The sequence below is a fragment of the Acinetobacter sp. YH01025 genome, from assembly GCF_013420185.1.
In the GTDB taxonomy this organism is placed as follows: domain Bacteria; phylum Pseudomonadota; class Gammaproteobacteria; order Pseudomonadales; family Moraxellaceae; genus Acinetobacter; species Acinetobacter indicus.
Genome location: NZ_VOYR01000001.1, coordinates 102,173 through 126,372 on the forward strand (window position 1 = coordinate 102,173; position 24,200 = coordinate 126,372).

General features: G+C 46.2%; 19 protein-coding genes and 1 pseudogene. 10 read left to right on the top strand and 10 right to left on the bottom strand.

Annotated elements, in window-relative coordinates:
* The first annotated feature begins 16 nt into the window (after positions 1-16).
* The 6 genes from sucC to pgaD all read left to right on the top strand — a co-directional run bounded on the left by sucC (position 17) and on the right by pgaD (position 8,332).
* On the top strand, positions 17-1,183 hold the full coding sequence (gene sucC / locus FTT89_RS00475) for an ADP-forming succinate--CoA ligase subunit beta (RefSeq protein WP_005176263.1): 1,167 nt from the start codon (positions 17-19) through the stop codon (positions 1,181-1,183).
* An 11-nt stretch (positions 1,184-1,194) separates the two neighbouring features.
* The gene (gene sucD, locus FTT89_RS00480) at positions 1,195-2,085 is read left to right on the top strand and encodes a succinate--CoA ligase subunit alpha (protein ID WP_104471739.1); all 891 of its coding nucleotides are present in this window, start codon (positions 1,195-1,197) and stop codon (positions 2,083-2,085) included.
* A gap of 188 nt (positions 2,086-2,273) precedes the next feature.
* Positions 2,274-4,733, top strand: coding sequence for a poly-beta-1,6 N-acetyl-D-glucosamine export porin PgaA (pgaA, locus tag FTT89_RS00485; protein ID WP_180006795.1), 2,460 nt, complete (start codon positions 2,274-2,276; stop codon positions 4,731-4,733).
* Entirely contained in the window at positions 4,733-6,583 is a 1,851-nt protein-coding gene (gene pgaB, locus FTT89_RS00490; protein ID WP_180006794.1) for a poly-beta-1,6-N-acetyl-D-glucosamine N-deacetylase PgaB, read from the top strand. The genes pgaA and pgaB overlap by 1 nt, the downstream gene beginning before the upstream one ends.
* The gene (gene pgaC, locus FTT89_RS00495) at positions 6,583-7,851 is read left to right on the top strand and encodes a poly-beta-1,6-N-acetyl-D-glucosamine synthase (protein WP_171260915.1); all 1,269 of its coding nucleotides are present in this window, start codon (positions 6,583-6,585) and stop codon (positions 7,849-7,851) included. The genes pgaB and pgaC overlap by 1 nt, the downstream gene beginning before the upstream one ends.
* Positions 7,844-8,332 carry a poly-beta-1,6-N-acetyl-D-glucosamine biosynthesis protein PgaD gene (pgaD, locus tag FTT89_RS00500; protein WP_005176275.1) on the top strand — a complete coding sequence of 163 codons (489 nt, stop codon included), beginning with the start codon at positions 7,844-7,846 and terminating at the stop codon, positions 8,330-8,332. Before pgaC ends, pgaD begins: the two co-directional genes overlap by 8 nt.
* A 59-nt stretch (positions 8,333-8,391) precedes the next feature.
* Here the strand turns inward: pgaD and FTT89_RS00505 are convergent, their stop codons facing one another.
* The 3 genes from FTT89_RS00505 to trpS form a co-directional block, all read right to left on the bottom strand.
* A complete protein-coding gene (locus FTT89_RS00505) occupies positions 8,392-10,122 on the bottom strand; it encodes a flotillin family protein (protein ID WP_127798958.1) in 1,731 nt (576 codons plus the stop codon).
* Between the two features lie 25 nt (positions 10,123-10,147).
* Positions 10,148-10,795 carry a YqiJ family protein gene (locus FTT89_RS00510; RefSeq protein ID WP_005176281.1) on the bottom strand — a complete coding sequence of 216 codons (648 nt, stop codon included), beginning with the start codon at positions 10,793-10,795 and terminating at the stop codon, positions 10,148-10,150.
* A 405-nt stretch (positions 10,796-11,200) separates the two neighbouring features.
* Entirely contained in the window at positions 11,201-12,214 is a 1,014-nt protein-coding gene (trpS, locus tag FTT89_RS00515; protein ID WP_005176282.1) for a tryptophan--tRNA ligase, read from the bottom strand.
* A gap of 203 nt (positions 12,215-12,417) precedes the next feature.
* Here trpS and FTT89_RS00520 point away from each other — a divergent pair, with 203 nt between their 5' ends.
* From FTT89_RS00520 to FTT89_RS00530, 3 genes are all read left to right on the top strand, one after another.
* On the top strand, positions 12,418-13,344 hold the full coding sequence (locus FTT89_RS00520) for a DUF808 domain-containing protein (protein ID WP_075174426.1): 927 nt from the start codon (positions 12,418-12,420) through the stop codon (positions 13,342-13,344).
* Positions 13,345-13,391: 47 nt separating this feature from the next.
* A complete protein-coding gene (locus tag FTT89_RS00525) occupies positions 13,392-14,297 on the top strand; it encodes a neutral zinc metallopeptidase (protein WP_005176288.1) in 906 nt (301 codons plus the stop codon).
* A 137-nt stretch (positions 14,298-14,434) separates the two neighbouring features.
* A complete protein-coding gene (locus tag FTT89_RS00530) occupies positions 14,435-14,764 on the top strand; it encodes an MGMT family protein (RefSeq protein ID WP_168390664.1) in 330 nt (109 codons plus the stop codon).
* 52 nt (positions 14,765-14,816) lie between these two features.
* Here FTT89_RS00530 and FTT89_RS00535 read toward each other — a convergent pair whose 3' ends face one another.
* The 6 genes and pseudogenes from FTT89_RS00535 to carA form a co-directional block, all read right to left on the bottom strand.
* Positions 14,817-15,254: a universal stress protein gene (locus tag FTT89_RS00535; protein WP_005176293.1), complete on the bottom strand. Its 438-nt coding sequence runs from the start codon at positions 15,252-15,254 to the stop codon at positions 14,817-14,819.
* Between the two features lie 319 nt (positions 15,255-15,573).
* Positions 15,574-16,197 (bottom strand): CatB-related O-acetyltransferase, encoded by a 624-nt coding sequence (locus tag FTT89_RS00540; RefSeq protein WP_005176296.1) that lies wholly within the window; start codon positions 16,195-16,197, stop codon positions 15,574-15,576.
* Between the two features lie 42 nt (positions 16,198-16,239).
* Positions 16,240-17,676, bottom strand: a pseudogene (locus FTT89_RS00545) (deoxyribodipyrimidine photo-lyase).
* Positions 17,677-17,807: 131 nt separating this feature from the next.
* The gene (gene greA / locus FTT89_RS00550; RefSeq protein WP_152342225.1) at positions 17,808-18,284 is read right to left on the bottom strand and encodes a transcription elongation factor GreA; all 477 of its coding nucleotides are present in this window, start codon (positions 18,282-18,284) and stop codon (positions 17,808-17,810) included.
* A 92-nt stretch (positions 18,285-18,376) separates the two neighbouring features.
* The gene (carB, locus tag FTT89_RS00555; protein WP_016659941.1) at positions 18,377-21,607 is read right to left on the bottom strand and encodes a carbamoyl-phosphate synthase large subunit; all 3,231 of its coding nucleotides are present in this window, start codon (positions 21,605-21,607) and stop codon (positions 18,377-18,379) included.
* 14 nt (positions 21,608-21,621) lie between these two features.
* Positions 21,622-22,761, bottom strand: coding sequence for a glutamine-hydrolyzing carbamoyl-phosphate synthase small subunit (gene carA / locus FTT89_RS00560; protein ID WP_005176309.1), 1,140 nt, complete (start codon positions 22,759-22,761; stop codon positions 21,622-21,624).
* 310 nt (positions 22,762-23,071) lie between these two features.
* Between carA and FTT89_RS00565 the strand changes: the two genes are divergently transcribed.
* Positions 23,072-23,563: a hypothetical protein gene (locus FTT89_RS00565; RefSeq protein WP_160243447.1), complete on the top strand. Its 492-nt coding sequence runs from the start codon at positions 23,072-23,074 to the stop codon at positions 23,561-23,563.
* A gap of 94 nt (positions 23,564-23,657) precedes the next feature.
* Here the strand turns inward: FTT89_RS00565 and FTT89_RS00570 are convergent, their stop codons facing one another.
* Positions 23,658-24,197, bottom strand: a complete 540-nt coding sequence (locus tag FTT89_RS00570) for a DOMON-like domain-containing protein (protein ID WP_075167187.1) — start codon at positions 24,195-24,197, stop codon at positions 23,658-23,660.
* Positions 24,198-24,200 lie beyond the last annotated feature (3 nt).

Below are 24,200 nucleotides of genomic sequence, written 5' to 3' on the forward strand. Positions count from 1 at the left end.
AGTAAAAGGTAAATAAATGAATCTACATGAGTACCAAGCCAAAGCGCTATTAAAAAAATATGGTATGCCGGTGCAGGAAGGTCTGCTTGCAACCAATGCAGATGAAGCAGTACAGGCATTTGAACAGCTCGGTGGCAAATTCGCTGTCATGAAAGCCCAGGTGCATGCGGGTGGCCGTGGTAAGGCGGGTGGTGTGAAAGTGGTGAAATCGGCTGAAGAAGCGGCAGAGTATGCCAATCAGCTGATCGGTACTCGACTGGTCACTTATCAGACCGATGCCAATGGCCAGCCGGTGAACAGTATTCTGGTGGCCCAGGATGTCTATCCGGTAGAGCGTGAATTATATTTAGGTGCCGTGGTGGATCGTTCTAGCCGTCGCGTGACCTTTATGGCCTCAACCGAAGGTGGGGTCGAAATTGAAAAAGTCGCAGAAGAAACCCCAGAAAAAATTATTAAAGTTGAAGTTGATCCTCTAGTCGGTTTATTACCATTTCAGGCACGTGAAGTTGCGTTTGCCCTGAACTTAAAAGATGGACAAATCAACCAGTTTGTCAAAATCATGACCGCGGCGTATCAGGCCTTTATTGAAAACGATTTTGCCCTGTTTGAAATTAACCCGCTGTCTGTACGTGAAAACGGTGAAATTTTATGTGTCGATGCCAAAGTTGGCATTGATTCCAATGCGCTGTACCGTTTGCCGGAAGTGGCGGCGCTGCGTGACAAGAGTCAGGAAAATGAGCGCGAACTGAAAGCCTCTGAGTTCGATCTGAACTATGTAGCGCTAGAAGGTAATATTGGCTGTATGGTCAATGGTGCCGGTCTTGCCATGGCAACCATGGACATCATCAAATTGTATGGTGGTCAACCGGCCAACTTCCTTGATGTCGGTGGCGGTGCAACCAAAGAGCGCGTGATTGAAGCATTTAAAATTATTCTGGCCGACAATTCGGTTCAGGGAGTATTAATCAATATTTTTGGTGGGATTGTACGTTGTGACATGATTGCGGAAGCGATTATTGCAGCAGTTCAGGAAGTCAATGTCAGCGTGCCGGTGGTGGTACGTCTGGAAGGAAACAATGCTGAACTGGGGGCCAAATTACTGGATGAATCTGGCCTGACCTTAATTTCTGCAAATGGCCTGGCCGATGCTGCAGAAAAAATTGTTGCTGCGGTAAAAGCTTAAGGAGATGCATCATGAGCGTATTAGTAAATAAAGACACAAAAGTATTGGTTCAGGGTTTCACTGGTAAAAACGGAACCTTTCATTCGGCTCAGGCGCTGGATTATGGCACGCGTGTTGTCGGCGGTGTAACTCCAGGTAAAGGTGGTCAAACCCATTTAGACCTGCCAGTATTTAACACCATGAAGCAGGCAGTTCGTGAAACTCAGGCCGATGCTTCGGTGATTTATGTACCCGCACCTTTTGTACTGGACTCGATTGTTGAAGCAGTCGATGCCGGTATTGAACTGATTGTGGTAATTACTGAAGGTGTACCGACCCTAGATATGCTAAAAGCCAAACGCTATCTGGAAACCAATGGTAATGGTACACGCCTGATTGGCCCGAACTGTCCGGGTATTATCACCCCGGGCGAATGTAAGATCGGGATTATGCCAGGTCATATTCATCAGCCAGGGAAAATCGGGATTATCTCGCGTTCAGGAACGCTGACCTATGAAGCGGTTGCGCAAACCACCAAATTGGGTCTGGGCCAGTCGACCTGTATCGGCATCGGCGGTGATCCGATTCCGGGCATGAACCAGATTGACTGTCTGAAACTGTTTCAGGACGATCCTCAAACTGAAGCCATTATCATGATTGGTGAGATTGGCGGCACAGCCGAAGAAGAAGCAGCCGAATACATTCAGGCGCATGTGACCAAGCCTGTGGTGGGCTATATTGCCGGTGTAACCGCACCAAAAGGCAAACGCATGGGCCATGCTGGCGCGATTATTTCTGGCGGTAAAGGAACCGCAGAGGAGAAATTTGCTGCCTTTGAACGTGCCGGAATGGCTTATACCCGTAGCCCGGCCGAGCTCGGTTCAACCATGCTGAAAGTATTGCAGGCCAAAGGTTTGGTGTAAAACCTACCTGACTAAAAAACCCCAGTTCTTGGGGTTTTTTATGGCAAAGAACATAGATAATGATGACGCTTCTATTGAGGAAAAAGTAAAGCATACAAAACAAATAAAATGATTGCCTTGGTAATTGTGATTTACATCACACTTTAATAGAATATCGAGCAATAATTATCAGAAACTTGAGAATTTATATGATCAAAATAACAACGATCATGCCGATTCAGTGTCTGTCGCTTTGCTCTTTTTTATTTTTTTCTTCTGCTCATGCCAATACGCTTGATCAGCAACGTGAGCACGCGGTGGAGATGGTTCGGTCCGGGCAGGTGGTCTCTGGACTCAATCGCTTGCAGGCGTTATTAGCTCAATTTCCCACAGATCAAAAGTTAATTGCGGATTATCTAGTTTTGGCCTATGGTCAGCCTGTGGTACATCCACAGGATTTATACCGCCTAACGCAGCAGATTCAACCTAAAACCTTTCCTGCCTATGCCCAGGTCAGCGCTATCAAGGTGCTCCGTGATGCCAAGCAGTACGCTCAGGCCAAAGCGTATCTGGCCCGGTTTCAGCCTTTAAATACCCAGGCCAGCGGCAAAGTCTGGCACGCGGTACTGGAAGCCGAGTCGGGTCAGGCAGCAGCCGCTAAAACGTTGCTGAAAAACCTGCAATGGCAACAGCTTAGTGCCGATGACCTGAGTTTACTGTCTTATACCTATCGTATCCTGAATATGCCGGTACAAGCCTTGCAGGCAGCCGAAGCCGGATTAAAAAAGCAAAGCAGCATTGCAGGCCATGAACAATATGTACTGTCGCTGATGCTTAATGGCAAGCATCATGCAGCAGAGAACTATCTGCTGCAACAACAGTTAGCACAGAGCCATCCTCGTTTATTATTGCAAGTCAAACAGCACCAGTTTTCTACCCGGATTCAGAATGCAGTACAGGCCTATAAAACGGCACAACTGCGCAGTGAATATGCAACAGCCTATACCGAGCTGGATGCGGTACTGGCCGATATGGCTGCACATGAACCACAGGTGGCAGCTGACGCCGAACTGCAGCGCGCATTCTATGCCGATTATCTGTATGCCTTGGGACAGCGTAAGCGTCATCAGCAGGTCTTGAAAATTGTGCAACAGCAGCATCAGCCAATTGCAAACTGGCCGGCTTATGTACGCCATGCCATTGCCGATGCCTATCTGGCCACCCGACAACCGGAACTGGCTGAACCGGTGTATTTAAGCCTGTTTCAGGAAAAGAACTATGCAGACTATACGGTGTATGCTGGTTTGTATTATGCCTATATCGAACAGGAAAAATTCAAGCAGGCTGATCAGCTGATTCAGGACATGGACCGTCAGTTACCGCGTTATCGTTATAGCGAGGCCAAAGGCGTGGACCGCAGTACCCATGAAGACCGGGAGCAGTATCTGGCTTTAAAAGGGCTGAACTATGCCTACCGCAACGAACATGCCAAAGCCGAGCAGTATTTTGAAACCCTGGTTTCAATTGCACCGAATAATCTGGCCTATCAGAACAATCTGGCACAAATTCAGCGCTGGCGTGAAAAACCACTGACTTCCCAACAAACACTGGAGCAGTGGAATGGCCTGGATCAGGTCAGTCAAATCACCCAGATTAACCAGATGCAAAATGCCCAAGCCCTGAATGATATTAGGGGCTGGCGTCAGCTGAATCAGGCCTTGTTACAGACGGCTGCAGATGATACCGGTGTGCAATTAAGCCGCAAAGAATTAAAGGATCGCGATCATTTCAGCATTCAGCATGAAAGTTATTTTTCTGAAAGTCGTTCCGATCAGGAACAGTTGCTGAACCGTTTAAAAGGTTCAGAAGAGCGTACTCATTGGACCCGTCTTAACAGCCCGTGGCTAAATGAGCATTATCAGGTTTTTATTGACCATCAGCATCGGCAGGGGCGTTATGAAGATGGCACCCTGGATGATCCGCGTTTAGGTCTGGGTGTGGCCTGGTCCAAAGATCGCAAGTATGCCAGCCTGTTGCTGTCTCAATCTTTAGATGAAGACCGTGTGGGCGCTGCACTGGACTGGTCACACTGGTTAAATGATCATTGGCAATATCATCTGGCGGTGAATACCCAGGCCGATATTCCGTTGCAGGCAATGGCCAAAGCACATGAAGGACAGTCGTATCGGGCGGGTTTTAACTGGCAGGCCAACGAGTCGCGTAAAGCCGGTGCACAATTTCAATTGACCGATATTGATGATGGCAACACCCGTCAGGAATATCAGGCCTATTTTAGCCAGCAGTTTTATCAGGCCCCGCATCATCTGAGTCGTGCCACGCTCAGCGGCTATTATGGAAAAAATAAGCCCGTCGCCGTGGATTATTTTAATCCTGAATCCAGCCATAGTTTAGAGCTGAAACTGGAACATGACTGGATGACCTGGCGTCGTTATGAGCAACATTTTAATCAGCATTTTGAACTGACGCTGGGCACATTTGGACAGAAAGACTATTCCAATGAGCCGATATATAACCTGTTGTATCGCCATGACTGGCATGTGTCACGAACCTGGAAACTGCACTATGGCATTGGTTGGGGCAGCCATCCATACGATGGCAAAACAGAAGAAAAAACCTATGCAGTATTCGGCTTTGAAGGACGATTCTAATGCAAATGAAACCCGCTTTACTCCTGAGTGCCTGTATCGCTGCATGTGTTTATTCTCCTTTGACCGTGCAGGCCGAGACCAGCACAGCGCCAGCAGCAACTACAGCGCCGCTTGATGCGCAGGCCTATGAATTTGTTACCTTAACTTTTCATGATGTGCGTGATGACGTTGCCAAACAGGGTGACCGTGATTTATACGCCATCAGTACCCATAACTTTGCCCAGTTCCTGCAATGGATTAAAGAACATGGCTGGCAGCCCATTCGGCTAGAAGATGTCTGGCGGGCCCGTCAGCACAAGACAGCCTTACCGGAAAAAGCAGTATTAATTACCATTGATGATGGCGCACTCAGCAGCTATAGCCATATTTTCCCCTTATTAAAGCTGCATCAGGTTCCGGCTGTTTTTGCCATTCCGACCAGCTGGATTAATGGCAATACCAAAGATGCCTATGAAGCCTATGGGGAGGGCAACCTGATGAACTGGCCGCAGATGCGTGAAATGCAGCAATCCGGTCTGGTCGAGTTTGCCTCACACAGTGATGACTTGCATCACGGGATTATTGCCAATCCGCAGCTAAACCAGCAGCCAGCCGCGATTACCCGTGAATATTTCCCGGCCCAGCAGCGTTATGAATCTGATCGCGCCTATGCGAAGCGAGTGGTAAAAGACTTGCGTCAATCAAAGCAGATTCTGGATCGTGAGTTGGGAATCAATACCCGTGCCATTTTCTGGCCGTATGGTGCGGTGACCAAGGAAACTGAAGCGCTGGCCCGTGAAGCCGGTCTACCAATGTCGTTTAGTCTGGGCAGTGTATTGACGTTGGCCGATGCCGATACCACCTATCAGCGTGCCCTGATTACGGAAAACCCATCACCAGAAGAAGTGTTTGGTGAAATTAAAGACTTCTTAATGAATAGCCGGGCGCCGCATAAGCAGCGTAAAAGTTTATTACGCATTAACCTGGCAGATCTGGCAGGGAGCAATATCACCGCATCAGAAGCACATTTGAGCCAGCTGCTCAATCAGGTCAATGCCTTTCAATCCAATACGCTGGTCCTAAATGCGGTGGCCGATCAGAATGCCGATGGTAAAATTGATGTGGCTTATTTTCCGAATCGAAGCTTGCCGGTGGCTCAGGATTTGCTGAACCGGGTGGTATGGCAGGCCCGGACCCGGATTGCTAATCGGGTATATGCAGAAATGCCGCTGAGTCTGGAAACCCGGCAAGGTTATGATCTGGCAGAATTGACCGCAGATCTGGTGAAAAACAACAGCTCGATTGAAGGGCTGATGATTGAAACCGGCGATGCGTTACATTGCGCCGTATTTCAGGCTGAATGGAGTGCAAGCTGTCAGGCACAGCTGCAACAGGTGTTGAGCATCAAGAACCGGACCAAAAGCCAGGGTAAATACTATGCCAATATCAGTAACAACTATCAGACTGCATTAAAGCTGGAGATTCAGAATCAGCCACTTGACGGACTGAAAAAACTGCTGCAGCAACTGCCGGATCATGCCGATTTCCTGTATCTGGCTGTCGATCCGTTGGCATCCCCCCAAGCCATCAAAAATCTGCATCAGGCTTTAAACCAGTTAAATGAGCGGGAAAAGCAGCATTTGATGATTAACTTGCAGATCAATTCGGATAGCACTGCAACAGAGTGGCGACATTATCAGCAGATATATCAGCAGCTGAGACGTCAGGGCATTCAAAAAATTGGTATTGATAATTATCAGCCGACCCATGGGCAGGCCGTGCATCAGCACCTGTACCGGGCGTTGAGCCTGAATGCAAGTCCGCTGAGTTATCGTGATCCCTATGTCCTGGAACAGGGAGAGCCGCAATGATGGAAGTGTTCTCGAAATTGAGTTTTAATGATTTTTATTTTGGTTTTGCATTTTTATATCCCTTGCTGATGGCCTGGCTGTGGATTGCAGGCGGGATCTGGTTTTATTTTAAACGGGAATACCGTCAGGATCATTTCCCTGAACCGAGCGATGAAGGCTGCAGTATTATCATTCCTTGCTTCAATGAAGAAGAGCAGGTCAGACGTACCATCAAGTTTGCCATGCAAAGCCAGTATCCGGAATTTGAAGTAATTGCAGTCAATGATGGCAGTCAGGACCGGACTGCAGCAATTCTGGATGAACTGGCCACGCAATATCCAAAGCTGCGGGTGGTCCATCTGGCCGAAAACCAGGGCAAAGCCTATGCCTTAAGAGCCGGGGCAATGGTCAGTCGCTATGAATTTCTGGTCTGTATTGATGGTGATGCGCTGCTGCATCCACACGCGGTATTCTGGATGATGCATCAGCTGACCAGCTTCCCGCGTGTCGGGGCGGTTACCGGTAATCCACGGATTATTAACCGCTCCAGTGTGCTGGGTAAAATTCAGGTTGGTGAGTTTTCCTCGATTATTGGATTGATTAAACGCGCGCAGCGCACCTATGGCCGGATTTTTACCGTATCAGGTGCGATTGCCGGTTTTCGTAAAACCGCGCTGGACCGGATTGGCTACTGGCGTGATGACATGATTACGGAAGATATTGATGTTTCGTGGCGTTTGCAGTTCGACCACTGGGATTTGCAATATGTGCCCAAAGCCCTGTGTTATATCTATATGCCGGAAACGTTTAAAGGTCTCTGGAAACAGCGCTTGCGCTGGGCACAAGGCGGGATTGAAGTGCTGATTGCCTATGTGCCAAAACTGTTTAAATGGCGCCTTAGACGGATGTGGCCGATTGTGATTGAATCGATCATCAGCGTGCTATGGGCCTATGTGATTATGGGCATCTTTGTGCTGTATTTTTATGGGCTGTTTTTCCCCTTGCCGGGTGAGTGGGCGATTCAATCGATTCTGCCGCAGTGGTACGGGGTGATTTTGGGCCTGACCTGTTTGCTGCAGTTTCTGGTCAGCTTAATGATCGATCATCAATATGATAAAAACCGTACCTTGAGAACCTATTTCTGGGTAATCTGGTATCCGCTATTTTTCTGGCTGATTACCGCGCTGACCACGGTGGTGTCTGTGCCAAAAACTTTGCTGAAAAAGCAGAAACGTGCACGCTGGGTCAGCCCGGACCGTGGTTTTACCAAGGAGCACGAGCATGGCTAAATTTAAAATGATTGAGGATGAAGCTCAGCTGGAGCTACCAGAATATATTGATGAGCCGCGCTATGTACGTAACAAGGCCGCAGGCTATGGACTATTCTTTCTGGGCTGGCTGGCCTGGATCTGGTTATTCCTGCCTCTGATCACTATGTTGCTGTGGCTGTTTCAGGGCTATACCGTATATGAGCAGCTGTTTGTGATGTCGGCGCCGCAAAGCTCGTTCAGCCTGTTTTATCTGGGGCTGGCGATTATGGTGTTTATTCTGATTCTGCTGATCTGGGCTGTGTATAACTGGCTGCGTTTTCGTGATAATGAGCGCCGGGCTTTTCCGGAGCATATTCAGACTGAGCAGCTGGCGGAAAGTTTTCAGGTCGACACAACTGAAATGGCGTATTTGCAGCAGGCCAAAAATCTGACCTTACATTATGATCAAGATGGACAGCTGGAAAAATTTGAAGTTCATCAGCCACTGTCTTCATCATAGAACATTGAAAAACAGCCATAAAAAACGCAGCCTTAGCTGCGTTTTTTTATTCACCTCATTTAAGTTGATGAAGTTTCCTGATTGATTTTCGGCTGAGATTTCAGGCTTTGGGTCAGACCGTTAATATCACCGCCATGAATACCCAGTTCACTCATCAGGCTGTCAATTAACGGCGCTTGCGAACGATAGCGCAGGGCACTGTTCACCACCTGATCAGACAGGGCCACTTGACCATGACCGTGTTCGCTGCCATCGACATGTGCGCTGCCCATCCCATTTAAACCATTGACGTGCAGAATCTTGATGTCATCAATATTTTCCATTGGCTTGACGCTTTCACGGATAATTTCTGGCAGGTATTTCAGCATGGCCAGACGTACCTGCATTTCGACCTGTTCCGTCGACAGGATGTTATTGGCTTCGTTGACTGCACGGGTACCTTCAGCATCAACCTGATACTGTTTTTCCATCGCTTGTGCCAGCAGGACTTTGGCATCGGCTTCACCACGCGCTTTTAAACGCAGCTGTTCTGCATTGGCTTCTGCGGTAATCCGCACCGCTTCCGCTTCATCGACCGCCGCCTGTTTGCCCGCTTCAGCAGCAACAGTAATGGCAATCGCATCTTTTTCAGCGGCCTGCTTGGCAGCCACCAGCTCGACTGCCTTGGCACGTTCTGCGCGCTGGGTTTCACGTACGGTAATCACTTCTTCTTCTGCTTTTACCGCTTGAGCACGGGCTAAATCGGCCTGCGCTTTGGCTTCAGATTCGGCACGGGATTTTTCCGCAATGGCAATGGCGCGGTCCTGTTCGGCCAGCTCAATGGTTTTCTTCTGTTCCACTTGGGCTTTTTGGACTAGCTGTTCTTTTAAAATATTTTCATTGGCGACATCACGTGCTGAGCCAATCCGTTTCAGTTCAATTTCACGTTCAGCAGCAATGCGGGCTTCTTCCGCTTCACGTTTTTTGGCTGCTTCCTGGGCTGCAATTTCCGCCAGCTGTTCAGCACGGCGTACCGAAATTTCACGTTCTTGCTGTAACTTGGCATATTCTTCTTCACGAAGAATCTGCAGGCGCGCCTGTTCGGCTTCCAGGTTTTTGGCTTTAATGGCTAAGTCGGCATCCTGTTCAATGTCGTTACGTTTACGACGACGGTCTTCAATGGTTTCGGTTAATTTGGTCAGACCTTCGGCATCGAAAGCATTTTGCGGGTTAAAGTAGCGGAAACTGGTCTGATCCAGTCCGGTTAAAGATACAGTTTCCAGTTCCAGACCGTTTTTAAACAGATCTTCCGACACCACCTGCTGTACTTTCTGTACGAAGTCGACGCGTTTTTCATGCAGTTCTTCCATCGCCATTTCTGCGGCTACGGCACGTAAAGAATCGACAAATTTACCTTCGACCAGATTTTTTAATTCATTCGGGGACATGGTTTTTTGCCCCAGCGTTTGTGCTGCGGTGGCAATAGATTCAGCGGTCGGTTTAACCCGCACATAAAATTCGGCCATGACATCGACACGCATACGGTCGCGGGTAATCAGGGCCTGATCTTCAGCACGGCGCACTTCCAGACGCAGGGTATTCATATTGACCGGAATAATTTCATGCAGCACCGGTAACACAATCGCCCCCCCGCCGAGAATGACATGCTCACCGCCAAAACCGGTACGCACAAAGGAAATTTCCTTGCTAGAGCGGCGATACAGGCGGGCCAGGATTAAACCAATCACAAATAAGGCCAGGAAAATAATTCCGGCAATAATCAAGACGTTATACATATTTGAACTTAACATTGTTATCTCTTGTGTTTTTCAGTTGTTAATTTAAATGCATGGCATAAAAGCCAATTTTGGTTCTCCCCGTTAAAATTACGGATTGACCCTGTTGAAAACTTTCGTCCTGTTCCGGTTCTACCAGAATATAGTGGGTCAGACCATGCTGATCCTGCACTTTGGCTTCTGCCGGAGAATTGGGAGTAGCCACACCTAAAATAATGGTGGCTGTGCGGCCAATCAGCTCGTCACTATAAATGGCGGTGGTTTCATCTTGCGGTAAAATGCGGGCAATCAGCATGGCGCTATAACGCACCAGGGGCATGCTCAGAAACAGACAGGCCGGTGCCATTATCCAGGCTGTAATATATTGACCGATCCATTGAAACAGCACTGATTGTAAAATCAGGCCAGACAAACCATATAAGGTCAGGAAAATAATCAGCCAGATCAGCAGCGGTACCCGGCCAATGTACAGCCAGTCCAGAAACTGGACCAACAGGCCACTAGAACCATCAATATTCACTTCTACATCTTTATGCGGAATTAAGTCATCTGGCAGGAACTGGTCCAGAATGCCCTGACTGCCGCCACCGGCCAGTAACAGAAACACTTCCAGCAGGGCAAAGAAAAACAGCAGGCAGATACAGACACTAAAAATCAGATTGGAAGGGTGAGTGAGCAAATCCCACATAACTGAATACTCTATTGTTCTGTTGTGTTTAAATTATTGATATTCAAAATATATATTATTATTGAATGCGCCTAGCATAGCATTAGGCCGCGTTTTTGTCTAAAAAACCTGCATATTTTAGGCAAAAAAATACGCAATGATTGGGGTGATCATTGCGTAGAACAACGAATCTGCTTGCACAGTTTCGGTAAAGGAGAAATGTTATGAATTAGGATTGCTCCTAGAACATATGACTAGAATACGCCGGCATGAGGCAGGGTTCAGCAGCGTTCAGGTAAATTCATGTTAAAGATTGTTGCTTCTATAAAAATTGTGTGACATTTCTCTCCATATTTTCTCCATCATTGTAAACGTAGCATAAAAAAGCCTTTCGCGAGGAAAGGCTTTTCAAGATCAGCATGGGGCTTAGAAGCGGAACACCCCTAAACCGGCTTTAACTTCATCTAAAGTGGCTTGAGTAATGTCACGGCACTTATCGGTACCGGTCTTTAAGATATCCATGATGTAATCCGGATCTTTGGCCAGTTCTAAACGGCGTTCACGGATTGGACCAATCAGCTCTTTTAAAATGCCTTCCAGACGTTTTTTCACGGTACCATCACCCAGACCACCACGGCGATAATGGGCTTTTAATTCTTCCAGTTCTTCTTTGTTCGGATCGAAAGCATCTAGGTAGGTAAATACCACGTTGCCTTCAACCTGGCCCGGATCTTCAATGCGGAGGTGGTTCGGGTCGGTGTACATGGCATTTACTGCTTTTTTAATGTCTTTGTCAGTAGCATCGAGCACAATGGTGTTGCCCAATGATTTTGACATTTTGGCTTTACCATCAAAACCAGGTAAACGGCCAACATTCGACAGCAGTGCTTTACATTCAGGCAGCAGGTCCTGACCTACCTGACGGTTAATGCGGCGTACAATTTCGTTGGTCTGTTCGATCATAGGAATCTGATCTTCACCCACGGGCACTACAGTCGCTTTAAACGCGGTAATATCGGCCGCTTGGGCAACTGGATAGCACAGGAAACCAGCTGGAATATCACGTTCAAAACCACGCATCTGAATTTCAGATTTAATGGTCGGGTTGCGCTCTAAACGTGCCACAGTGACAAAGTTTAAATACAGCATGGTCAGTTCATTCAAGGCCGGCAGGCAAGACTGAACACAAATGGTGGTTTTGGTCGGGTCAATGCCCACGGCCAGGTAATCGGTCGCCACTTCAATAATATTACGACGTACTTTTTCAAAGTTGTCGGCGTTATCAGTCAGGGCTTGAGCATCGGCAAGTAAAAGATGTTGATGGTGAGAATCCTGTAAACCTACACGTGAACGTAAAGAACCTACAAAATGACCGAGGTGAAGTTGTCCGGTTGGACGGTCGCCAGTCAAAATAACAGGACGATTATCTTGATTACTCATTATCTCTTCCAAGTCGTTGTTACGACATTTCTATACCGATGATTGGGCTACATTGTACGGCATAATATTTTTGAATGTCACGGGATAAGCCGAACAGAATCAACAATTGTCTGGAAATTTTAAAGATTTATTAATGAAGTAAATACAAAGTTTTGGAAGATTTCTCCTTAGAATAAGCCTAGAACACGATAAGGATAAAAATTATGGCGAGTAGCTTATTACTATTATTAGATGATATTGCCACTGTTTTAGATGATGTGGCGGTCATGAGTAAAATGGCCGCAAAGAAAACGGCCGGTGTACTCGGTGATGATCTGGCCCTGAATGCCCAGCAGGTCAGCGGTGTACGTTCGGAGCGGGAACTGCCGGTGGTCTGGCGCGTGGCCAAAGGTTCTTTTGTCAATAAACTGATTCTGGTGCCTTTAGCTCTACTGATTAGCGTGGTGGCGCCGTGGCTGATTAACCCGTTACTGGTCGTGGGCGGTTTATTCTTATGTTATGAAGGGGTTGAAAAAGTCCTGCATTCCTTGCACAAGAAAAAAGCCAAAACTGCCGAAGAAGCGCAGCAGGAATTAATTAAAACCGAAACCGATCTGGCCACGTTTGAAAATGAAAAAATCAAAGGGGCAGTCCGGACCGACTTTATTCTCTCGGCAGAGATTATTGTCATTTCCTTGGGTACTGTAGCTACCGCGGCCTTTGGTGTAAAAGTCACAGTGCTGAGTATTATTGCCATCGCCATGACCATTGGGGTCTATGGGTTAGTGGCATTTATTGTCAAGATTGATGATATTGGGCTGCATCTCTCGGAACAGGCTTCTAATTTTAAACAGTCGGTCGGGCGCGGCTTGTTGGCCTTTGCGCCAATCTTGATGAAAATCCTGTCGATTGTCGGGACTCTGGCCATGTTCCTGGTGGGCGGCGGGATTATCAACCACGCTATTCCATTGGTACATCACTTTACCGAAGACAGTGTGGAATACGTGCAGGAAATTCCCAATATCGGCAGTATTTTTGGTGCGCTTACTCCAACCTTGATCAATTTTGCTGTGGGCTTTATTGCCGGTTTGATTGTGGTGGCGCTAATTGGTCTGGTGAAAAAGGTCTGGCCACGTTCCAAAGCCTCTTAAACTATGTAAAATTCTAGCCAAGAGATAAAGATAATAAGGAGATTGCTATGCGTTGGAAAGGTCGTCGCGTCAGTAGCAATGTAGAAGATCGTCGCGGTGGTGGCGGTGCCAAAGCCGGCGGGATCAGTATTCTGGGTCTGGTGGTGGCTTTTGTGGCCTGGAAGTTTTTTGGGGTCGATCCGCAAACAGCCTATCAGGCCACCAAACAGGTGACCAATCAGGGGCAGAGCGCGGAAACGCGTGGTCTGGAAAATCCGACGCCGGAGCAGCAGGAATCGATGGAGTTTATTGGTACCATTCTGGCCGATACCGAAGATACCTGGACGCAGGTGTTTGCCCAGCAGCTGAACCAGCAATATGTGCCACCCAAACTGGTGATGTTTAATGGTGCGGTCAGTTCCGCCTGTGGCAATGCCAGCGCTGCCATGGGGCCGTTTTATTGCCCGGCCGATCAGAAAGTCTATTTAGATACTGGTTTCTTTAAAGATATGCGCACCCAGATGGGAATTTCCGGCGAGCAGAACCAGACCGAATTATCGCGTCAGGATCAGGCTGGAGATTTTGCCCAGGCTTATGTGATTGCACATGAAGTCGGCCATCATATTCAGACCATTCTGGGGATTTCCGGACAGGTACAGCAGATGCGTCAGCGTGCCAGTCAGGTCGAAGGCAACCAGTTATCGGTTCGTCAGGAACTTCAGGCCGATTGTCTGGCCGGTGTCTGGGCGCATCATAACCATCAGCGTACTCAATTCCTGGAACAGGGCGATGTACAGGAAGCGATGGATGCCGCACATAAAATTGGCGATGACTATTTGCAAAAACGTTCGAGCGGACAAGTAGTGCCGGATAGCTTTACCCATGGTACCAGTGCCCAGCGCGTGCAATGGTTTAATACTGGTCTGAAGTCGGGCAATATGAATGATTGCGATACCTTTGGACAAGCCATCTAAAGTGTTGCATCCGCTTTTTAACTCAAGGTGAATACAGGAGGATGTGCAACTGCATGTCCTCTAGTTTTTTAAGCCTAGCTTTTCTAACCAGCACAGCTTTTCATCCCAATAGATTTCAACACTCTAAGATTCTTTTTATGTCTATTCCAGCACGTCCCAGTCAGGAGTTGGCCGCTTATATCACCGCGGTGATTGCCCAGATTCCACCTGGTAAAGTTGCCACCTATGGTCAGATTGCAAAACTGGCCGGTTTGCCGAAACATGCGCGTCTGGTGGGTTATGTACTGAAACATCTGGCACCGGGGCATGTGTTGCCATGGCATCGGGTGCTAAATGCGCAAGGGAAAATTAGCCTAAGCAAAATCAATGCGCAGGGTGAAAATATACAGGCGTTAAAACTGATACAGGAGGGTGTAGTGGTCCTGAATAACAAGGTGAGCTTAAAGCAGTATCAATGGCAGCCCTAAAAATAAAAAATTCCCCATACCCGCAGGTACAGGGAATTTTCTGGAGGAAAGATTAACGTACGATGAGTACAGGAACATTACCTTCGCCCAGTACGCTTTGCGCGACGCTACCGAGGAATAACTTTTTCAAACCGGTACGGCCATGAGAACCCATCACAATCAGGTCTGCATTCATTTCAGTTGCAGCACGTGCAATTTCACGATGAATCACTTGACCTTCAAGCAGACGAGACTCAACTGCTACACCTTGTTCCTGGAATTTTGCTTTGGCTTCATCCAGTGTTTTGAGAATAGACACACGCGCACGTTCAATCAGGTCATTGGTCTGGCCTGCTGAAATGTATTCTGATGCAATATATGGATCGAGTGTTAACACCTGTGCAACGGTTACTTTACTGCCGAAAGCTTTGGCAAGCTCGACTGCTTTGGCAACTGCTGCGTAAGAAGTTTCAGAACCGTCCACTGGAACTAAAATGTGTTGAAATGCCATCGTTATTTCTCCTTATTGTGTCATTCAACAATAAAAAATTGAGGGAACACTTTCTATTGCCTTAATGTTATCTTAGCGCTTATTTTTAAATAATAAAACCCAGTAATTTCATAGGGATAATTATTTTTTTAAGAAAGTTTAAGCCTTTCTAATTTAACATGTTTTTGAGTAATTAATCAGCAGTTTACACTAAAGTTGAAGGCTTATTTCATTAAGTCTAGCTTTAGAATGTGTTTAGCTCAGGTTTTTTGAGTTTTAATATCGATTAGATGAAAGTTTTGACCTGATGCTTGGCCTAAGCAAAAGTCCAAGGGAATAATCAGCAGTCTTTGAAATAATCAACCAAAGCAGCAACATCCTCTGTCTGCAACTGTTCCCGCATCTTTAAAAACTGCTTTTCATCCATCTCGTAAATTTTAAGGGAAAGCAGTTTTTCTATATCTTCTTGTGGAAAGCGATATTTAATAATTTTGGCAGGAACTCCTCCCACCACGGCATAAGGTGGAACGTCTTTTGTTACGACCGCACCAGTTGCCACAATTGCACCTTCACCCAGCGTCACGCCTTGCATAATCATGGCACGTGAGCCAATCCAGCAACCATCACCAATAACAGTATCGCCAGCAGGTACAAAACTGCGCGTATCAAACGGAAAGGCAGAAATCCAGTCAGTTCGGTGTAACTGATTACCGCCCATCATAATCACGCATTCCGCCCCAAAACACACGAAATTGCCAATATAAAGCTGATCAATTGGCTTCTCAGGCGTAGAAGGCTTGTCATGCAAATAACGCACAACACAACGCTCAAAACCCTGATCCCAATAAGCAGAATAATAAGAATAGTTTCCCTTAATGTGAATATTAGGGTTTTTCATAGTTTTAGAAATAAATTCGAATTCACACCAATGCTTAACAGGGGAATTAATTAAGGGTTCAGCCATAAGAGCAATCAAAGAACAAGCGTAACGCCATTATAGCCGAAGTTAACTCAAATGCTTAAAGGCCTCAATTGCACGAACACGACTGCTTTTTAAATCTACAATCGGCTTTGGATAATCCAATTTTAGTTGTGGATTTTTCGCATAAGGTTCGTGAATTTGTTTCGCATTTAAATGTGAAATTTCAGGTACCCATTGACGAATATAATCGCCATTTGCATCAAACTTTTGCGACTGACTTACAGGGTTGAAAATACGGAAATACGGTGCAGCATCTGTTCCTGTAGATGCACACCACTGCCATCCACCGTTATTGGCAGCCAAATCACTATCAATTAAATGCTGCATAAACCATGATTCGCCTAAACGCCAATCTATCAGTAAATTTTTGCTTAAAAACATCGCGCAAATCATACGAACACGGTTATGCATCCAACCCGTTGCAAGTAACTGTCGCATGCCAGCATCTACAATTGGGATACCTGTTTGCCCATGCTGCTAAGCCTGTAAATCTTCAGGAGCATTGCGCCATACAATGCGTTGAGTGTCTAATTTAAATGGTAAGTTTTTCGATACGCGAGGGTAGTCGAATAAAATATGCTGATAAAACTCACGCCAAAGGAGTTCATTTAACCAAATTTGTTGCCCATTGTTTTCAAATTCCATACAGCCGTGACTGTGGCGAAACAAAGCTTGTAAACATTGGCGAATAGAAAGAATGCCAATATTTAAATAAGCTGCAAGTTTACTCGTGCTATTCAAATTCGGGAAATCACGTTCAATATGATAATACTCAACTTGATTTTCAATAAACTCATCTAAAAGTTCCCAAGCATGATGCTCACCAATTTGCCAAAGATTTTGTAGGTTTTCGCTGATTACTTTTTCTTCTGAATTTGAGTAAATATCACTTAATTGTGGAACTTCTCTTGTAAAGTCATTGTGCTGTGGAATTGGTTTTTGAACCTCAATAGTTGGGTAGCATTGTGGCAAGCTTATGCTGAGTTTCTCATAGCATTGCTTTTTAAATGCACCAAATACTTGATATGGATGACCAGTTTTATTACGAATGCTTCCAACAGGGAAAATAGTTCGGTCATGATACAACTCAAAACGAATATTATTCTTTTCTAATAGCTGTTGAGTTTGAGCATCGCGTTTTAATTCATTTACACCCAATTCTATATCGGCATGAACAGCTTGAATATTATGATTTTGGCATAAGCTTAATAATTGATTTGGCAGGTCTTTCCATAATGGAATAGTTAAAATAACAAGTGGAATATTTAACGTGGCAAGTTCATTTTTTAGATAATTCAGTTGTCTTAAATAGAAGTCAATTTTAATTAGCGCATCATTGTGCACTTGCCATTGTTTTGGCGATAGCACGACTAAGGCAATGCAAGGGCCAGCTTCGCGAGTATGCCAAAGAGCTGCATGATCATGAATTCTTAAATCTTGACGGAACCAAATAAGCTGCATTTTAAAATTTATAGAAAAATATTGACTATTAAAGCATATACATTTGCTGTAATTTTTTCGTGAACTTTTGTTTGAAAGATAATAAAAAACCCCTCAGAAGAGGGGCTTTGGGATGTCAAACCATCTAAGGATTAGATGTATTCAACGCTGACGATTTCGTACTCAACTTCACCTTGCGGGGTGACAATTTTTACGTCATCGCCTTCATTTTTGCCCAACAGGCCACGCGCGATTGGAGAGTTCACAGAGATTTTATTAATTTTAAAATCTGCTTCATCATCACCTACAATTTTGTAAGTTTTACGTTCTTCTGTGTCAAGGTTTTCAATGGTTACTGTTACCCCAAATACAACACGACCATTTTGCTCAAGTTCTTTTACATCAATGACTTGGCAAGCACCGAGTTTACCTTCGATGTCTTGAATACGCCCCTCACAGAAACCTTGCTGCTCACGTGCTGCATGATACTCTGCATTTTCTTTTAGGTCGCCGTGTTCACGTGCTTCTGCAATCGCAGCAGTAATACGTGGGCGTTCAACAGTTTTTAACTGGTGTAATTCTTTCTCTAAGGCGACTTTGCCTTCAGGAGTCATAGGATAACGTTGCATTGTTGTCCCTCAAGTTGAATATTAGAAAAATACAGCTCTATAAATGAAAAAAAGCCCGCCACCGAGAGGTGACGGGACTTCTCGGTAGACAATTAACCTTTGCTTAAATCTTGCAAACGATAAACATCCATCGGCAATTTAATGGCTAACGCTTGGCATACCGCATCGGCACCATTCAGGGTAGTCGTATGATAGACCTTACCTTGCAGGGCAGAACGGCGGATTGAGAATGAATCCTGCTGCGCTTGTTTGCCTTCAGTGGTATTGATAATGAGGTGAATTTCGCCATTTTTCAAGCGGTCCACAATATTCGGACGACCTTCAGTTACTTTATTCACACGTTCACATTCAATTCCTGCGGCTTTGATCACATCATAAGTACCGCCGGTAGCGATAATTTTGAAGCCAAAGTCTGCAAGCTGTTTGGCAATACCTGCTGCACGTGGTTTATCAGAATCACGTACCGAAATGAATGCATGCTTGATTTCGCCTTCGGTTGGCAAACCTGGTAAGCGTTCATTCGAGCCTAACACAGCTTTGTAGAATGCTTCACCAAAAGTTTTACCCACACCCATTACTTCGCCTGTAGATTTCATTTCAGGGCCAAGGATTGGGTCAACACCCGGGAACTTGTTGAATGGGAACACCGCTTCTTTAACAGAGAAGTGCTCAGGAATAATCTCGGTTGTGAAGCCTTGTGACTCCAGAGATTGACCCGCCATACAACGTGCAGCAATTTTCGCTAATGATTCACCGATACACTTAGATACGAACGGCACGGTACGAGAAGCACGTGGGTTCACTTCCAGAATGTAAACGTCATCGCCTTTTACCGCGAACTGTACGTTCATTAAACCGATAACGCCCAGCTCTTTGGCCATCGCTACGGTTTGACGACGCATTTCGTCCTGTACTTCGTTTGATAACGAGTAAGGTGGAATCGAACATGCAGAGTCACCTGAGTGAATACCCGCCTGTTCAATGTGCTGCATGATCCCGCCGATCACCACATCTTTACCGTCAGATACGCAGTCTACGTCAACTTCAATCGCATCATCCAGGAAGCGGTCAAGAAGAACAGGGGCATCATTCGACGCCTGAACGGCATCACGTAAGTAACGCTTCAATTCTTCTTCGTTGTACACGATTTCCATCGCACGGCCACCTAGTACGTATGATGGACGTACCACCAGTGGATAGCCCACTTTCGCCGCTTCAGCAATACCTTCTTCAGCAGATTTTACGATGCTGTTGTTTGGTTGACGCAGTTGCAGACGTTGAATCATTTGCTGGAAACGTTCACGGTCTTCGGCACGGTCAATCGCATCTGGAGATGTACCAATGATTGGTGCACCAGCCTCTTCTAACGCACGCGCCAGTTTCAGCGGTGTTTGACCACCGTACTGTACGATAATGCCTTTAGGCTTCTCGGTACGCACGATTTCAAGCACATCTTCCAAAGTAATTGGTTCGAAGTACAGACGATCTGAGGTGTCATAGTCAGTAGAAACCGTTTCAGGGTTACAGTTCACCATGATGGTTTCATAACCGTCTTCACGCATCGCAAGCGCCGCGTGTACACAGCAGTAATCGAATTCGATACCCTGACCAATACGGTTAGGACCACCACCGATGACCATGATCTTGTCTTTCGCAGATGGATTCGATTCACATTCTTCATCGTAAGTTGAATACATATAAGCGGTATCAGATTCGAATTCTGCCGCACATGTATCCACACGTTTGTAAACCGGAGTCACGCCCAGGTTCCAGCGGTGTTTACGGAATTGTTTTTGTGAAATACCCATCAGGTTGGCGATACGCAGATCCGATAAACCTTTGCGTTTGAACGCACGGATGTTGTCTGCGTTTAAATCACCGAAACCTAAAGTTTTGATCTGGTTTTCAGTATTGATGATGTCTTCAATCTGAATCAGGAACCAGCGGTCAATTTTGGTCGCTTCAAATACTTCATCTAAAGTGAAGCCATGACGGAAGGCATCCGCTACGTACCAGATACGCTCTGGGCCTGGAACTTTAAGTTCTTGCAGGATTTTCTCGCGCGCACCTTCAGTACCCACTTCGATTTTTTCATCAAAACCAGAAGCACCGACTTCTAGACCACGAAGGGCTTTGTTGACAGATTCCTGGAAGTTACGGCCAATTGCCATTACTTCACCCACAGATTTCATCTGAGTCGTCAGTGTTGCATCTGCTTGCGGGAATTTTTCGAAGTTGAAACGTGGAACCTTGGTTACAACGTAGTCAATTGATGGCTCGAACGATGCAGGAGTTGTACCGCCAGTGATGTCGTTTTTCAGCTCATCCAGGGTATAACCCACTGCCAGTTTCGCTGCGATTTTCGCAATCGGGAAACCTGTTGCTTTAGACGCAAGGGCAGATGAACGCGATACACGCGGGTTCATTTCAATGATAACCATACGGCCATCTTTCGGGTTAATACCGAACTGAACGTTAGAACCACCGGTTTCTACACCAATTTCACGCAGTACCGCTAAAGACGCGTTACGCATGAGTTGATATTCTTTGTCGGTCAATGTTTGTGCCGGAGCAACTGTGATGGAGTCACCAGTATGCACGCCCATTGGGTCAAAGTTTTCGATTGAACAGACGATAATACAGTTGTCGTTTTTGTCACGAACAACTTCCATCTCGTATTCTTTCCAGCCAATGAGTGATTCATCAATCAATAACTGGTGAGTCGGAGACAGGTCGAAACCACGTTCACAGATTTCAAGGAATTCTTCGCGGTTGTACGCGATACCGCCACCAGAACCACCCATGGTGAATGATGGACGAATAATCACAGGGAAACCGAAGCGCGCCTGAATGTCCAGCGCTTCTTCCATAGATTCCGCAATCGCAGCTTTTGGACATTCCAGACCAATTTTACGCATTGCTTCGTCAAACAGTTTACGGTCTTCTGCTTTTTCAATCGCTTCTTTAGTCGCGCCAATCAGCTCAACATTGTATTTTTCTAAAATACCGTTGGCATCCAGAGCAAGGGCACAGTTCAGTGCAGTCTGGCCGCCCATGGTTGGTAAAACTGCATCTGGACGTTCTTTTTCAATGATCGCTGCAACGGTTTGCCAGGTGATTGGCTCGATATAGGTTGCATCCGCCATTGCCGGGTCAGTCATAATCGTCGCCGGGTTCGAGTTCACCAGAATGACGCGGTAACCTTCTTCACGCAGCGCTTTACAGGCTTGAGCACCCGAGTAGTCAAACTCACAGGCCTGACCGATAACAATAGGACCAGCACCAATAATTAAGATGCTTTTAATATCCGTACGCTTTGGCATTATTTGCTCCTTAATTACTTCTTAGCTGCTTCAAGAAGTTCGATGAAATGATCGAACAGTGGGGCACAGTCGTGTGGACCTGGGCTGGCTTCAGGGTGACCCTGGAAGCTGAATGCCGGCTTGTCTGTACGGTGGATACCCTGGTTAGTACCATCGAACAGTGAACGGTGGGTAACACGCAAGACTGCTGGCAGGTTGCTTTCATCCACTGCGAAGCCGTGGTTTTGCGAGGTAATCATCACTGTACCATCTTCGATGTTTTGTACAGGATGGTTGGCACCGTGGTGACCGTGCGCCATTTTCATGGTTTTTGCGCCAGAAGCCAGAGCAAGAATCTGGTGACCTAAACAGATACCAAACACAGGGAGATTGGTGGTTTCAACAATAGTTTTTACAGCTTCAATTGCATAATCACAAGCAGCTGGGTCGCCAGGGCCGTTCGACAGGAACACGCCATCTGGATTTAACGCAAGTACGTCAGCAGCAGGGGTTTGTGCAGGCACAACGGTCAGTTTACAGCCGCGGTCTGCCAGCATACGCAGGATGTTGGTTTTGACACCGTAGTCGTATGCAACCACATGGAATTTAAGTTCAGGTTGAGTAAAGCCTTTGCCAAGTTCCCATGAGCCTTCGGTCCATTCAAAACCGTTCGGGTCACAGCATTCTTTTGCAAGGTCTAAACCGTTTAAGCCGCCAAATGCACGTGCTTTTGCAATTGCTTCTTCTTCAGTGATATTTTCACCAGCCAGAATACAACCGTTTTGCGCACCTTTTGCACGTAAAATACGAGTCAGTTTACGCGTGTCGATATCGGCAATGGCAACCACATTGTGTTGCTTCAGGTAATCCGCTAAAGACTGTGTAGAACGGAAGTTGCTATGCAATAAAGGCAAATCACGAATGATTAATCCGTTGGCCCATACTTTATGAATACGACCAGATTCTGCGTCTTCTTCATTACAACCTGTGTTACCAATATGCGGGTAAGTTAAAGTCACAAGTTGCTGTGCATAACTCGGGTCAGTCAAAATTTCTTGATAGCCAGTCATGGCAGTGTTAAAAACGACTTCACCAGTCGTACTACCCGATGCACCGATTGACGTTCCTTTGAAGATCGTACCGTCGGCAAGGGCTAAAATGGCGGGGGTGCTCAAACCAAAGCTCCTGAAATTTAGGCTGTAAAAAAGCGAGTAGACGAAAAAAAAGGAAGGCTACTATACAACCTACCCTCCTCACATCTGCTCGCTTGAACTTAACAGCGCATTATACGCACCAACTCTGAAAAAGTCCACGTTCTTGAAGCGGAATATCCAATAAAAAAGTATTCTTTTGGTGCAAAAGCATGTTTGTCACGCAATGTCACAGAAATGTAAGCATTTAATAATTGTCTAACAAATCAAAACTTAAATTTTATCTGTTTCTACTATGCTGTGGTCTTTCATAATAACAGGCGGGTGAACGGCAATGACAGCAGAACAAAAACAGCCAGCGGCTAAAAACTCCTTAAAAGACGTGGTGGCAGAAGGCACTGAAAAGCTTGAACAGGCAGCGCAAGAGGCCAAGCAGCAGGTTACTGAAGCAGTCGGGGAGACCCAGGAAAAACTGCAGACCGAAGCGAAAAAATTTAATGGCAGCGTGCAGGAGCAGCTCAGTCAGCTCAAGAAGGAGCTACTGCAGAAAATTGAATCGCTCAAGGGGCATTTTGGCAGCTCACAAAAAGATCTTGGTGAACTAAAAGAGTTCGTGAAAACCGAGTTTAATGCGGTGATTGAAGATTTGAATAAAATTGGCAAAGAGCTTAAAGCCGATGTCAGCCAGATTTCAGTCAAGCATAAAGACCAGTTAACTGAAACCTTCAAGCGCTCCAAAGAACATACCTTGGAAACCTGGAAAAAAGTTGTACCAGCAAAAGAGGCGGCACCTGCTTCTGAAACCGACACCACCCTTAAAAGCTAAGGCGTGTTGTAGCGGGTGCGTGCGATGCAGGCAATAAAAAAGTGAGGTCATGTGCCTCACTTTTTTATACTGCGTTTTAGTTCAGACATAATGCCTAGAACTGATGCAGCCAATCGCGCTTGTTATGAAAATCGGCCTGTGGACTGCTGTGCTGCATGGCGTAATAGTGTTCACCTTCAGAAGTGTTTAACACGGCAGTTAAACCAATGAACAGATCCGACCACTTTAATTTATGCTTGGCCATGAATTCGCCCAAGTCCAGACTGACATTCAGTCCATAATGGGTGCGTTTCAGCTGGTTGAGCTCAATATCATAGGCGGCTTGCGGCGGCATATCTTCCGGATAGCGATATTCCTCAAACTGATAGGCCTGCCAGGCTTGAGATGGAGAAAGATTAATTTCACGATAAAAATCTTCCCCATGAACCCCAATAAACACTTCAAAACAGGTGTTCTGCCAGAGAAAATCCTGACGCGGATGCGCAGACACCAGATCGGGCCACTGCACATACTGGTTCGGATCACGCAGCCAGTAACCAATATTCAGGTTAAACGGGCTTTGCTGCTCAATCGCCCCGACCAGGGAGATGGCCTGAAAACGGCGATCAAAAGCACTCAGTTCATAACTTGCCATAAG

Excerpts from the sequence above, each read along its gene's own strand:
- trpS (WP_005176282.1), bottom strand. The coding sequence starts at position 12,214 with ATGAGTAATCAAGATAATCGTCCTGTTATTTTGACTGGCGACCGTCCA.
- sucD (WP_104471739.1), top strand. The coding sequence starts at position 1,195 with ATGAGCGTATTAGTAAATAAAGACACAAAAGTATTGGTTCAGGGTTTC.
- pgaC (WP_171260915.1), top strand. The coding sequence starts at position 6,583 with ATGGAAGTGTTCTCGAAATTGAGTTTTAATGATTTTTATTTTGGTTTT.
- sucC (WP_005176263.1), top strand. The coding sequence starts at position 17 with ATGAATCTACATGAGTACCAAGCCAAAGCGCTATTAAAAAAATATGGT.
- FTT89_RS00570 (WP_075167187.1), bottom strand. The coding sequence starts at position 24,197 with ATGGCAAGTTATGAACTGAGTGCTTTTGATCGCCGTTTTCAGGCCATC.
- FTT89_RS00530 (WP_168390664.1), top strand. The coding sequence starts at position 14,435 with ATGTCTATTCCAGCACGTCCCAGTCAGGAGTTGGCCGCTTATATCACC.
- FTT89_RS00565 (WP_160243447.1), top strand. The coding sequence starts at position 23,072 with ATGACAGCAGAACAAAAACAGCCAGCGGCTAAAAACTCCTTAAAAGAC.
- FTT89_RS00520 (WP_075174426.1), top strand. The coding sequence starts at position 12,418 with ATGGCGAGTAGCTTATTACTATTATTAGATGATATTGCCACTGTTTTA.
- FTT89_RS00505 (WP_127798958.1), bottom strand. The coding sequence starts at position 10,122 with ATGTTAAGTTCAAATATGTATAACGTCTTGATTATTGCCGGAATTATT.
- FTT89_RS00535 (WP_005176293.1), bottom strand. The coding sequence starts at position 15,254 with ATGGCATTTCAACACATTTTAGTTCCAGTGGACGGTTCTGAAACTTCT.
- FTT89_RS00540 (WP_005176296.1), bottom strand. The coding sequence starts at position 16,197 with ATGGCTGAACCCTTAATTAATTCCCCTGTTAAGCATTGGTGTGAATTC.
- carB (WP_016659941.1), bottom strand. The coding sequence starts at position 21,607 with ATGCCAAAGCGTACGGATATTAAAAGCATCTTAATTATTGGTGCTGGT.
- FTT89_RS00510 (WP_005176281.1), bottom strand. The coding sequence starts at position 10,795 with ATGTGGGATTTGCTCACTCACCCTTCCAATCTGATTTTTAGTGTCTGT.
- pgaD (WP_005176275.1), top strand. The coding sequence starts at position 7,844 with ATGGCTAAATTTAAAATGATTGAGGATGAAGCTCAGCTGGAGCTACCA.
- FTT89_RS00525 (WP_005176288.1), top strand. The coding sequence starts at position 13,392 with ATGCGTTGGAAAGGTCGTCGCGTCAGTAGCAATGTAGAAGATCGTCGC.
- pgaA (WP_180006795.1), top strand. The coding sequence starts at position 2,274 with ATGATCAAAATAACAACGATCATGCCGATTCAGTGTCTGTCGCTTTGC.
- pgaB (WP_180006794.1), top strand. The coding sequence starts at position 4,733 with ATGCAAATGAAACCCGCTTTACTCCTGAGTGCCTGTATCGCTGCATGT.
- greA (WP_152342225.1), bottom strand. The coding sequence starts at position 18,284 with ATGCAACGTTATCCTATGACTCCTGAAGGCAAAGTCGCCTTAGAGAAA.